12 protein-coding genes are annotated in these 12,258 nt (G+C 29.0%); 9 read left to right on the forward strand and 3 right to left on the reverse strand.

Going from position 1 to position 12,258, the window contains the following annotated elements:
• The 4 genes from NSA58_RS08540 to NSA58_RS08555 form a co-directional block, all read left to right on the forward strand.
• A partial coding sequence (locus tag NSA58_RS08540; protein WP_257560389.1) for a VanW family protein occupies window positions 1–863 on the forward strand: 863 nt, incomplete at its 5' end.
• Window positions 864–930: 67 nt separating this feature from the next.
• Window positions 931–1,581 (forward strand): fructose-6-phosphate aldolase, encoded by a 651-nt coding sequence (gene fsa, locus NSA58_RS08545; RefSeq protein WP_039680934.1) that lies wholly within the window; start codon window positions 931–933, stop codon window positions 1,579–1,581.
• Window positions 1,582–2,013: 432 nt separating this feature from the next.
• On the forward strand, window positions 2,014–2,220 hold the full coding sequence (locus NSA58_RS08550; RefSeq protein ID WP_257560390.1) for a hypothetical protein: 207 nt from the start codon (window positions 2,014–2,016) through the stop codon (window positions 2,218–2,220).
• A 51-nt stretch (window positions 2,221–2,271) separates the two neighbouring features.
• Window positions 2,272–2,550 (forward strand): DUF116 domain-containing protein, encoded by a 279-nt coding sequence (locus tag NSA58_RS08555; RefSeq protein WP_052233110.1) that lies wholly within the window; start codon window positions 2,272–2,274, stop codon window positions 2,548–2,550.
• Window positions 2,551–2,697: 147 nt separating this feature from the next.
• Here NSA58_RS08555 and NSA58_RS08560 read toward each other — a convergent pair whose 3' ends face one another.
• Entirely contained in the window at window positions 2,698–2,913 is a 216-nt protein-coding gene (locus tag NSA58_RS08560) for a hypothetical protein (protein ID WP_139045069.1), read from the reverse strand.
• Between the two features lie 327 nt (window positions 2,914–3,240).
• Between NSA58_RS08560 and NSA58_RS08565 the strand changes: the two genes are divergently transcribed.
• Window positions 3,241–4,041, forward strand: a complete 801-nt coding sequence (locus tag NSA58_RS08565; protein WP_039680890.1) for a CPBP family intramembrane glutamic endopeptidase — start codon at window positions 3,241–3,243, stop codon at window positions 4,039–4,041.
• 18 nt (window positions 4,042–4,059) lie between these two features.
• Here the strand turns inward: NSA58_RS08565 and NSA58_RS08570 are convergent, their stop codons facing one another.
• Window positions 4,060–4,404 (reverse strand): hypothetical protein, encoded by a 345-nt coding sequence (locus tag NSA58_RS08570; protein ID WP_039680891.1) that lies wholly within the window; start codon window positions 4,402–4,404, stop codon window positions 4,060–4,062.
• Entirely contained in the window at window positions 4,394–6,319 is a 1,926-nt protein-coding gene (locus NSA58_RS08575; RefSeq protein ID WP_039680892.1) for an OPT family oligopeptide transporter, read from the reverse strand. The genes NSA58_RS08570 and NSA58_RS08575 overlap by 11 nt, the downstream gene beginning before the upstream one ends.
• 315 nt (window positions 6,320–6,634) lie before the next feature.
• Between NSA58_RS08575 and NSA58_RS08580 the strand changes: the two genes are divergently transcribed.
• The 4 genes from NSA58_RS08580 to NSA58_RS08595 form a co-directional block, all read left to right on the forward strand.
• Window positions 6,635–7,198 carry an HD domain-containing protein gene (locus NSA58_RS08580; RefSeq protein ID WP_079764822.1) on the forward strand — a complete coding sequence of 188 codons (564 nt, stop codon included), beginning with the start codon at window positions 6,635–6,637 and terminating at the stop codon, window positions 7,196–7,198.
• 214 nt (window positions 7,199–7,412) lie between these two features.
• Entirely contained in the window at window positions 7,413–9,113 is a 1,701-nt protein-coding gene (locus NSA58_RS08585; protein WP_039680894.1) for an ABC transporter ATP-binding protein, read from the forward strand.
• Window positions 9,114–9,754: 641 nt separating this feature from the next.
• Window positions 9,755–11,131 (forward strand): peptide MFS transporter, encoded by a 1,377-nt coding sequence (locus tag NSA58_RS08590; RefSeq protein ID WP_039680895.1) that lies wholly within the window; start codon window positions 9,755–9,757, stop codon window positions 11,129–11,131.
• A 176-nt stretch (window positions 11,132–11,307) separates the two neighbouring features.
• The coding region (locus NSA58_RS08595; protein ID WP_330652551.1) for a S8 family peptidase at window positions 11,308–12,258 on the forward strand (951 nt) is incomplete at its 3' end.

Consider the following 12,258-nt stretch of genomic DNA (forward strand, 5'->3'; position numbering starts at 1 on the left):
ATAATTTTAATATAAAAATTGATAAAAATTATTTACAAGAACAAGTTAAGAAAATTTATGCTGATACTCATATAGCGCCTATTGAACCAACTTTTGAAATGAATGGTGATAATTTAAATATAATAAAAGGTAAAAATGGAAAAAGTATAGATGACAAAAAATTAATGAATGATATAATAGAGAAAATAAATAGCAATGAAGTTGGAAAAACTGATATTGTTATTAAAGAGCAATATAAAACTATAAAACCAAAGATAAATGATAAAGATCTTAAAGGTGTAGATTATAAGATTTCGTCTGCTACAACATATTTTGGCGGAACAGGTTACAATAGAGGATTAAATATAGCTAATGCAACTAATAAAATTGATGGAACTTTATTAATGCCAGGTGATGAGTTCTCTTACGAAGATAAGGTTAGCCCTGTGGAACTTAACAATGGATACTATATGGCCCCTGTTATAGTAAATGGAAGTCATAAAGATGCTCCAGGAGGTGGCGTTTGTCAAGTATCTACTACGCTATATAATGCAGAACTAAAAGCTGGAATTATTCCAACAGAAAGATATAACCATTCCAAATCTGTATCCTATGTACAAAGAGGATTGGATGCAACACTAGCAACAGGAAGTAAGAATTTACGATTTAAGAATCCTTATGATTATCCGATTTACATTCATGCATATACAGTAGGAGGTCAAGTTACAGTAGAATTTTGGTCAAATAAAAGTGTTTTAGATGGAAAGAAATATACTCCAGTAAGTTTTGTTAAAGGAAATGTAGCCAATACCTATCTTTATGGTTATAATATTAATGGAGAATTAATATATAAAAAATTTATAGATACAAGTATTTATAGATAATATATATTAGCTTTTGAACAATATAATATACATACAAAAGAAAAAAACAAATAAAGGAGAATAAAATATGAAATTATTTTTAGACACAGCAAATGTGGAAGATATTAAAAAAGTAAATGATATGGGTGTAATATGTGGTGTTACTACAAATCCATCGTTAATAGCCAAAGAAGGACGAGATTTTACAGAAGTTGTAAGAGAGATTGCCTCTTTAGTAGATGGGCCAATAAGTGGAGAAGTAAATAGTGATGATGCTGAGGGAATGATAGCAGAAGCTATGGAAATAGTAAAAATTCACAAAAATATGGTTGTTAAAATACCAATGACAGCAGAAGGGTTAAAAGCAGTTAAAGTATTATCGGCTAAAGGAATAAAAACTAACGTAACTTTAATATTCTCAGCTAACCAAGCACTACTTGCTGCAAGAGCTGGAGCAACTTATGTATCTCCTTTCTTAGGAAGATTAGACGATATATCGACTAATGGTATGGATTTAATAAGAACTGTAGCAGAAATGTTTGATATACATGGAATAGAAACTGAAATAATAGCTGCAAGTGTTAGACATCCGATACATGTAACAGATGCAGCTTTAGCTGGTGCTCATATAGCAACAGTTCCTGCTAAGCTTGTTTACCAAATGTTAAACCACCCATTAACTGATCAAGGAATTGAGAAGTTTAAAAAAGATTGGGCAGATGCTTTTGGAGATAAATAATATAGTAAAAAAGCCATCTTGATAAAATCAAGATGGCTTTTTTACATACTAGGGTATTATTGAGCAATATTGTTGCTAAAATTTCATCAGTTCCTTTATGCTTAAGATGATTATATTGAATTTTATAATAAATAACTATAAAAGGCAGGGAAAACTATTATGGAATAAATAATCTACTCTTTATGTAAATGTAAAAAAATATAATTCCAATTTACTTTATGAAAAATTATCAAGTTTTACTGAAAATGTTGAAAAAATATTGTTTATATATCTGGTGAGTATACAAAGGACTTTATTAACTTTTTAGATGAAAATCATATGGAAATTATAAAAATAGAGTCAGAATATTATTTGTAAATATTAACAATAGGAACTCTATGGAAAAACTATATAAATAGAGCTGTAAATCTTAAATATATACCAAAAAATATTTTGATAATTTTATCATCATTAGAAATAGCAGAAATATTTGAAAGTAAAGCAAAAAAAGAACTGGGGAGTTATACAGAAAAAGTTAATGATTTTTTCATTTTGGCAGATGAAAAATATAAATATAGAGAAGACTATATAAGCTGTAGGAAAAAGGAAGTAGAATATCATTTAAATATGGTAGGAGCTGAAATAATTAATAATTCTTAAAGAGAAGAGTTTCTTAGATCAAAAGAAAAAAGACTACTATTTCCTTCATGTATGACATCAAAAAATGATGATAACTGTAAAGCACTAAAGAACGAAGAAGTATATATATGTGCTCACTGTACAAAATCATGTAATGTAAATAAATATGATAAGATAGGTAAATACTATGATTTTCAAGTATATATAATTCCTTATGAATCTAATATTACTATGAAAAGAAAATTTGAATACTGGGATATAGGAATAGTTGTGATTGCCTGCGTTCTTAATTTGATATCTGGCGGGTTTAAAGCAAGAGGTTTAGGGTTTATTCCTCAATGCGTTTTTTAGATTATTATGGATGTAAATCACATTGGCATGAAAGTGGAATTATTACAGATCTTAATGAAGATAAATTATTATATACATTAGGAGTAAATAAAAATATAAAATAAAAAGGAGGTTTTAATAAAGTAACCTCCTTTTTATTTATGCATTTTACCAAGGCTTGCTCCAGTCACAGTAATGATATTCATCTTTCCATTCTAAATCAGTGGAAATATAAAAATCGCCATAGCTTCTCGTTGATTTATAAAAAATATTTACGACAGAAAACTTAGTAGACAAATCTTTGTTTATAATCACGTGGTATTTATTATCTACCACATAGATATTATCATTTGAAGTAGGCTCATCCTGAGCTACATTAAACACGGGTCCGTGTCATGCAATTTCTTTTAAATAAACCCTAATATATCTTCCAATATCTAATTTATCAGTTCCATAGTTTTTAAACATCTCATCAAGAGCAACCTTTGCTAAGGCAGTAATGTTTATTATCATAAAAAGCTCCTTTTTTTTATTTATAAATTTATTTTATCCAATTACTATGATTATATTAAATGATAAAAATATGTATTATTTAAATGTTAACTTGGAAGATAAAATGATTTATACAAAATAAATTACTGAATAAAAACTTATATTACATTAGGCAAGTTATTAAGTTATAATAAAAAGAAAAACTAAGAAGGAGATTTTATGAGTAAAAAGAAAGCTGGAATTTTATCATTAATAGGATACTTAGTAACAATGGGTATTGGATTATTAATAGGAAATGGTGTGTCTAATTTATTGGGAGAAAATGTGTTAGGAACAATGAATATGGACTCTAGCAATATTATTTATAAAATTATAATTCAAATTCCTCCAACAGTATTTCTTTTATGTTTTATTAAAAAATATTATAATTGGAAAGACATAGGCCTTACATCAAAAAAATCCAAAAGTTTAATGTGGTTTTTACCTTATTTAGTAATTTTAATATTTATGTTAAATAAATTTGCAGTAGAAATAACTAAAAATATGGAAGTTTATGATAGTAGCATATATATGTTCATAATATTTGTATTTATAGGTACAGTTATGGCTGGATTTTGTGAAGAAGTTATTTTCAGAGGAATAATATTAAATTCATTTGAAAGTGAAAAATCATTTATTATAGCTATGATAATAAGTAGTTTAGGTTTTTCCATAGTACATATAACAACTATAGTGATGGGAAATTCTTTAGTTGAAGCGTTTATGACTGTATTTTATTCATCTTTATTAGGTTTTGCATTTGTTGGACTAGCAATGAAGATGAAAAATATATGGCCTTTGATTATTTTTCATTCTCTTTGGAATTTCATATTAATGGTTTCTCAAACTTTACAACTGGAGGTATCTTTAGCTGCTGGTATATGCAATATTATTAATATTTTTATGGCAATAATACTTTGGATTATTGTTATAATTGAAGAAAAAAGAAAAGCCACAAAAAAAACTATACTGGCAAAATAGTCAGTATAGTTTTTTATATTAATTAATCATTTCAATATAATTACAATCTGTATATATATGATTTATAAACAGTAGTAATCTTTCATATAGAGGATGAACTTTTTCACCGTATTTTAAATCTAAGTTTTCCCCGACTTCCTCAACAGTATTTTTGCCATTTAACATAATAAATACCGTGCTACAATACTCATCAAGCTCAATTTCTTTGTACATAGGTATTTTAAATTTAAGCTTTCTTAGAAAAGATTGTATCTTGTGGTCTTGCTTTTCTAGTAAAGTAACTATTCCATTTTTGTCTACCATATACTCAATATTATCACAAACTTTAAACTTTAAATTTAAAATATCCTCATTAGTCTTCATTTTTCTTAACCTTTGAAGATGCAATCGGGATGGTAGTTGCTACAACAAGGATAATTAGTAGAATTAATGCCATTGAATTTGTTGCAGCAAATCCAGTAGGAACTCTAGGTGTGATTACACCAGATACTTGTAATATTATACCGATTAATCCTATTATAGATCCACCAGCAACTAGACCTGAGGATAGACTTATGCCGTTTGAAACTTTACCTTCTTTATCAGAATCACTTTTAGCAGTTTTTTCTACAAATACACGAATTAAGGCACCTATTAGTATGATTGAAGTTGTAGAAATTGGTAAGTAAAACCCTATAGCAATGGTCATTATAGGTAAATTTAACATAAATAGAACTAAAGCCATAACTATACCTGTTATAACCATAACCCAAGGTAAGTTACCAGACATTATACCTGATGTTAATGTAGACATTAGGTTGGCTTGTGGTAATGCAAAAGGAGCATCTGCGCCTGTAAGAGCTAATTGACTAGAAAGTACAACTATTGTTCCACAAACTACAGCTACGCCTACTATGGAAGCTAGAGCAAAGCTATTTTGCATTTCTCTTTTATTACCACCTATAATATAAGTTACCTTTTGAGATTGATTATATCCTCCAGCTACAGATATGGCAGTAACCATAAAAGCAGCAAATAAAAGTAGTGATTTATTATCCTCAAGTCCAGTCCATCCGGATATAACGAAAACTAAAGTTAATATAACTAAAGATGCAATAGTCATACCTGATACAGGAAGATTTGATGTTCCTATAGTACCAGTTAAGCGTCCAGAAACTATAACAAATAAGAATGATAATATGAATGAAACTATTATAGCAACAATTGCCATGGTAATACTTTGAGATATTAAGTAAGCAGCAACTAAACCAACTACTACACCACCTATTAATATTAACATCTCAGAAGAACTACCATTATCATCTCCATTATTTTCTTTTCTTGCATTTAAAGTTTCTTTTATTGAAACTATTATAGTTGGTATAAGTTTTATGGCTCCAATTATACCACCACAAAGCATCATACCTGCACCTATATATTTTACATAACTACCTGATATGGCATTTACATCCATAGTACTTATGGCAATGGTAGCATCATTCCAAATAAAAATTTCTTCTCGAGCCATATCAGAGAAATATCCAATTAGTGGAGCTATTGCAAAGTTGGATAAAATAGAGCCAGCAAACATAGTTAATGAGACGTCTAATCCAACTATGAAACCAATACCTAATAAAAGTGGATTTACTTCTAAAGAAAACTTCCACTTGTAAAATGGAGTACCTATATAAGTCATTACACTATTTATTACATTTAAAAATGATCCAGTTAAAACGTTAATTATACCACTTATTCCAAAACCAATACCCATAAATTTTATGGCATCTCCTCCACCTTGAGAAGCTACTAAAGTTTCAGAAATTGCCATAGATTCTGGATACATAAGTTTACCATGTTCTTCTATTATTAAATAATTGTAAACTAGTGAAGAACATCCTATACCAAATAAACTTCCTCCAACGCCTGTTACTAATCCTTCAAAGAAAGTAATATCACTTCCTATTAAAATAATTGCAGGTAACACATAAATTAATCCACTGGCAATAGACTCACCACCACTAGACATACCTTGAATAATATTTTTTCCAAGGATACCACTATTTTTAGCGAAAGCTCCTACAAGCATGGAACCAATAATTGCTCCTGGTATTCCTGCAGCAACTGTAAGTCCGGATTTCATTCCAGAATATGCAGTCGATGCTGCAAACACAGTTGAAAGTACTATTCCTATTATTAAAACAGGAATATTTGCACCTTTTTTGGATTTATCAGTTATGTAAGGAACATAATCTTTTCCAGATACACCACCATAGGCTTCTTTAGGTAATTTGTTACTCATTATGTCATCTTCCTTTCTCTTAAATTAAAAATTTAATTTTTGGTTCCTATATAGTGTTTAACATTTTTGTAAAAATAATTATATTATTTTTAAAATTATTGGAAAAAATTTTTTATTGCTACTAAATCTACGTTTGAAGCTATGAAAAATCTACTCATAGGCTAATTGAAGTTAATAGTGAAAGCGTAAGGAATAGTGACTTTATAGTTTATATTCTATATACATAAATAAAATTTTCTAAAATAGAGAAAGAAGGATAAATTTATAATTTGTCGAATATTAGCTATAGAAAATTTATTCATAAGGAGTATGCAAATGAGAGAAGAAGCATTAGAGATTTTATTTAAGTACCTAAAAACTGATTACATGTTAAAGCATAGCTATGCAGTAGAAGCTGTAATGAGAGAGATGGCTAAAAAATTAGAGCCAGAGAAAGAAGAAAAATGGGCAGTGGCAGGTTTATTACATGATTTAGATTCTGATATTACTGGTAGAGTACCAGGTGTTGTTAATGAGGCCCATGCATTTAAAAGTGTTGAACTATTAAAGGAAGAACATTTTGGAGATGAGGAATTATATAGAGCGATTCTTGGACATCATGATAATAAGGGAGTAGTTAGGGAAAGTTTAATGGAAAAGGCCATATATGCAGTTGATCCTATAACTGGGTTTATTACTGCTATAGCCAAAAGTTATCCTGATAAGAAGCTTACTAGTGTAAAAACTAAATCGGTTACTAAAAGAATGAAAGAAAAAAGATTTGCAGCAAATGCAAATAGAGATGCAATGAAGGCTATTGAACTTACAGGAATTACTTTTGATGAATTTGCAGAAATATCATTAAATGCTATGAAAAATATAGCTGATGTACTAGAATAAAATAAAAATTTACTAATATAAAGGTGGACTACGTGATAGTTCACTTTTTTACATGTTATAACATTGGAATATTCTTACACTTGTTGATAAGATTATAGACAAGTATGAAATAAATGAAAAAAGTTTTTGTATAAAAAAAATTGATTGAATTTAATGTGCAAGGTATATAAATATATAGTAAACTTTATATGACGATTAAAGTTAGGAGGAATACATGATTAAAAAATTTATAAAATATTATAAACCTTATAAGAAACTTTTCTTTATGGATTTATTGGCAGCATTATTATTTGCTGTATGTAATTTGGTGTACCCTATGATTACAAGGGAAATAATGAATGAAGTTGTACCAAATAAAGATTTAAGGATGCTTGTAATATTTGCATTTACTTTATTATTTATATTTATAATGAAGGCATTTTTAAATCATTTTATGCAATATTGGGGGCATGTGGTAGGTGTTAGAATGCAGGCTGACATGAGAAGTGAAGTATTTACTCATCTTCAAAAACTACCAAACTCATACTTTGATAATCATAAGACTGGAGTAACCATGTCTAGAATAATTAATGATTTAATGGATATTTCTGAACTAGCTCATCATGGGCCAGAAGATTTATTCATATCAATAGTTATGTTTGTAGGATCATTTTTAATATTATTAAATGTAAACATACCACTTACTTTAATAATTTTTGCTATACTTCCTTTTGTAGTAATATTTGCAGCAAGACAAAAAAGAAGGATGCAAAAGGCATTTATGGAAACTAGAGTAACTACAGGAGAAGTTAATGCCACTTTGGAAAATTCTATAGCTGGAATGAAAGTAACAAAATCTTTTTGTAATGAAAAAGAAGAGCTAAATAAATTTAATGAAAGTAATAATGTATTTAAAAAAGCTAGACAAGCAGCTTACAAAGTTATGGCTGACTATTTCTCTGGAATGAATTTATTTATGGACTTATTAGAGTTGATTGCATTAGTGGCTGGAGGATATTTTACTTATCTAGGTGAAATTAATTTAGGTGATTTTGCGGCATATATACTATATGTAAAAATGTTTATAGAGCCAATTAAAAAACTAATAAACTTTACAGAACAGTATCAAAATGGTATGACAGGATTTGAAAGATTTATGGAAATAATCAATGAAGATGTGGAAAAAGAAGTGGAAAATCCAGTAGAGTTAAAAAATATTAAAGGTGATATAGAAATTAATAATGTTTCTTTCACTTATGAAGATAAAAAACAAGTATTAAAGAATTTAGATTTATCAATTGAAGCTGGTAAAACAGTAGCATTAGTTGGACCATCAGGAGGAGGAAAGACAACTCTTTGTAATCTTATACCTAGATTTTATGATTTTGAAGAAGGGGATATAAGAATAGATGGAAAAAGCATAAAAAATGTAAGTTTAAAATCATTAAGAAAAAATATTGGTGTAGTTGGACAGGATGTATTTTTATTTACAGGTACTATAAAAGAAAATATATTATGTGCTAAACCTAATGCTAGTAATGAAGAAATAATAGCAGCAGCTAAAAAAGCAAGAATACACGACTTTATTATGAGTTTGCCTGAGGCTTATGATACGTATATAGGAGAACGTGGAGTTAAGTTGTCAGGAGGACAAAAACAAAGAATATCAATATGTAGAGTATTCTTGAAAAATCCTCCAATAATAATTCTTGATGAAGCTACATCTGCTTTGGATAATGTGACAGAAAGAGAAATCCAAAAATCCCTAGAAGAGTTAAGTAAGGATAGAACTAATCTAGTAGTAGCACATAGATTATCTACTATAAAAAATGCTGATGAAATCATAGTGCTAACAGATCGTGGTATTGCTGAAAGAGGAACTCATGAGGAGTTAATTAGTAATGGTGGAATTTATAGCAAACTTCATGTAAGTTAATGAAAAAAGTCTGAACCTAAAAATATTTTAGTTCAGACTTTTTTAGTGTAAAAATAAAAATATTTAATCTGAATATATCAATTGAATAATAATAATTTTATTAAGTATAGCTTTTATTTACTTTATATATAAAAAGAAAAAACTCATGTTTTTTATAGAGAGTATCAGGAGTACTTCATTGCTTAGATATCGAACAATGCAAAAACTACATCAAAAAATGTTATATTTTGATGTGAATTTATTTATCAAGGAAATAATAGTGGTAAAAAATAGAAAATTTGGAAAATTAGAAATGATATTTATATTAATAAAATAATTATGACAAAAAAATACATTTTTTAAATTGACATACATTAGTTATTTCTGTTACATTTTGTATGGGGAGTAAATTAGTTTTTACATTCCTAAAAATATGTTTAAAACCATATTTGACATCTGGTACTATCAAAAAATTTATGTATGGCAAAATAAACATTAAATATTTAGAAATTTCCAAAGTCATCAGTCAAAAAAATGGAATCATGCAAATAAGTAAATAAAAAGACATACTATTAAGGCAGATTATTAAGGCATAAGATTAATGGAGACTAAGCACTGGGAAATCTCTAATAAAGAATCATAAATTATATTGGAGGTAGGACATGGAAAACACAGTAAAAACTAAAAAGAAATATCCTTTTGGCTTCTATGTATGTGCTTTATCTTTCACTCTTGAAAGAATGGCATTCTATTCATCAAAATGGTTACTTGGGGTATTTATAGTTGCTTCAGTAGCAAAAGGTGGACTTGGATTAGATGCAGCAGAAGGAGCAAAAATGGGTGCTAACTTAGTTGCATTCACTTATTTAACACCAATACTTGGTGGATATATAGCGGATAGATGGGTAAGTCCTAGATTATGTGTTGTGTTAGGGGCAATATTAATGGGGCTTGGATATGTTTGTGGATGGCAATCAGCTGCTCAAGGATCATTAGGTTTAGTATGGGCTATGATAGCTCTTGTATCTATAGGAACAGGATTATTTAAAGGTAATGTTTCTGGAATAAATGGTAAGTTGTTTGATGATCCAGATCAACTTGACTCTGCATTCTCTATTCAATACTCATTTGTTAATATAGGTTCTTTCATAGGAACAACTGTTGTTGCATTTATACTTGCAAAGTATGGATATGGAATGACATTCTTAATATGTGGAGGATTATTATTCTTAGATGCTTTATGGTTAATGTTTGGTGGTAACGCAGCATGGGGAGATGTTGGTAAGAAACCTTTCAAAGCTGGTGAAATTAAAGAAACTACAGCTAAGAAAGAAGAAGACAATAAACCTCTTACTACATTAGAAAAGAAAAGAATTGCAGCTATAGTTCTTGTAACTGTTTTCTCAATAGTATTCTGGATAGTTTGGTACTTAACTTATATGCCAGTATTATATCACTGGGGACCAGATGTTGAAACAGCTAATAAAGCTAACTGGGTAATTGGAAACTTTACAGTTCCATCTGCTTGGTTTGATTCATTAAATGCTCTTTGCTGTATAGCTCTTGGACCAGTTCTTGCAGCTTACTGGACTAAACGTGCTAATTCACCAAAAGGTGACTTAAGTATGTTTAAGAAAACTGCATTAGGTATGATATTACTAGGAGCTGCATTTGTTGTAATGGCTCTTGCTGAAGTAGTTAGAGGAGATAGACAAGCTAACTTAATGTGGATAGTTATGGTAGGTGTGTTAATGTCAGTTGGTGAAATGGTATTCTCTCCACTTGGAAACTCATTTATATCTAAATTCTCTCCAGCTAAAGTTTTAGGACTTATGATGGGAGTTTGGCCATTTGCAATATTCATAGCTGGTAAATCTTATGGATATTTATATGAATTCTTATCAAAATATTCATTTGCTCCAGCTTATGGAGTAGTAGCTGCTATAGTTATATTATGTGGTGTAATTCTTTGGTCAATGGATAAGAAGTTAAATACTCTTGTTGAAGATGAAGAAGAAGAAAATGCATTAAACGCATAATAAGTAAATTGTTACTTTATTATAGAGTAGCCTCAACTTAGGTTGAGGCTATTTTTATTTGTGCTAACAATAAATAGATTATCTATAATAGAACATTTTTGAAGCAATATGAATATTATTCAATGTAGAAAAATGTAAGAATTTCTGCACTAAATAATATTGTGGTGGTGAAAGCTTTGGAAAATATAGAAAACCTAACTGTAAAACAAATTTCAATTATTAATAATAAAGATATGTCTAAAGCAATAAATATTGATTTAAAAACTGACAAAGATTATATTCCTGATGGAGTAAATATGATAAATGCACAATTTATGTGGAGTAAGGGAATTACAGGTAAAGACGTTAAAATTGCAGTAATAGACTCCGGTTGCGATATGACTCATAAAGACTTACAAACAAGAATAACAGGCGGCCGAAATTTTACAATAGAAGATAATAAAAACATATACAAATATCAAGATTATAACGGTCATGGAACACATGTATGTGGAACAATAGCTGCATCAAATAATAACTATGGGGTTATTGGAGTAGCTCCAGATGCAAAGTTATTGATATTAAAAGCTTTAGATAAAAATGGTTCAGGAAGTATGAAAGGTATTATAGATGCCATAAATTTTGCAATTAGCCAAAGGGTTGATATAATATCAATGTCTTTGGGAACTTCAGAGGATGTTCCTCAATTGCACCAAGCTATTAAAAAAGCAGTAGATAGTAATATATTAGTTGTATGTGCAGCAGGTAATGAGGGAGATAGTAAAGGAGTTACAGATGGATTCTCTTATCCAGCAGGATATAATGAAGTAATTAGTGTTGGAGCAGTTGATTATTCAAAATCTGCTGCAATATTTAGTAACTCTAACAAAGAAGTAGATTTGGTGGCGCCTGGTGTAAATATAATATCAACATTTTTGAATGGGAAATATGAAACTTTATCAGGAACTAGTATGGCGACACCTCATGTAACCGGTGCTCTTGCTCTTTTAATAGAATGGTCTAAAAAAGAATTTGGTAGAAAATTAACAGAAGCCGAATTATACGGACAGCTAATAAAAAATACTGATACATTACCTATGTTAAGAACACTACAAGGTAATGGTTTTTTATTTATAAATCCTAAAAAT

Origin of the sequence: Terrisporobacter muris, from assembly GCF_024621905.1 — a bacterium.
Taxonomy (GTDB): domain Bacteria; phylum Bacillota; class Clostridia; order Peptostreptococcales; family Peptostreptococcaceae; genus Terrisporobacter; species Terrisporobacter muris.

Bases quoted from the DNA above. Each gene is read 5' to 3' on its own strand.
- NSA58_RS08585 (WP_039680894.1), top strand. From the start codon at position 7,413: ATGATTAAAAAATTTATAAAATATTATAAACCTTATAAGAAACTTTTC.
- NSA58_RS08580 (WP_079764822.1), top strand. From the start codon at position 6,635: ATGAGAGAAGAAGCATTAGAGATTTTATTTAAGTACCTAAAAACTGAT.
- NSA58_RS08590 (WP_039680895.1), top strand. From the start codon at position 9,755: ATGGAAAACACAGTAAAAACTAAAAAGAAATATCCTTTTGGCTTCTAT.
- NSA58_RS08570 (WP_039680891.1), bottom strand. From the start codon at position 4,404: ATGAAGACTAATGAGGATATTTTAAATTTAAAGTTTAAAGTTTGTGAT.
- NSA58_RS08555 (WP_052233110.1), top strand. From the start codon at position 2,272: ATGACATCAAAAAATGATGATAACTGTAAAGCACTAAAGAACGAAGAA.
- NSA58_RS08565 (WP_039680890.1), top strand. From the start codon at position 3,241: ATGAGTAAAAAGAAAGCTGGAATTTTATCATTAATAGGATACTTAGTA.
- fsa (WP_039680934.1), top strand. From the start codon at position 931: ATGAAATTATTTTTAGACACAGCAAATGTGGAAGATATTAAAAAAGTA.
- NSA58_RS08575 (WP_039680892.1), bottom strand. From the start codon at position 6,319: ATGAGTAACAAATTACCTAAAGAAGCCTATGGTGGTGTATCTGGAAAA.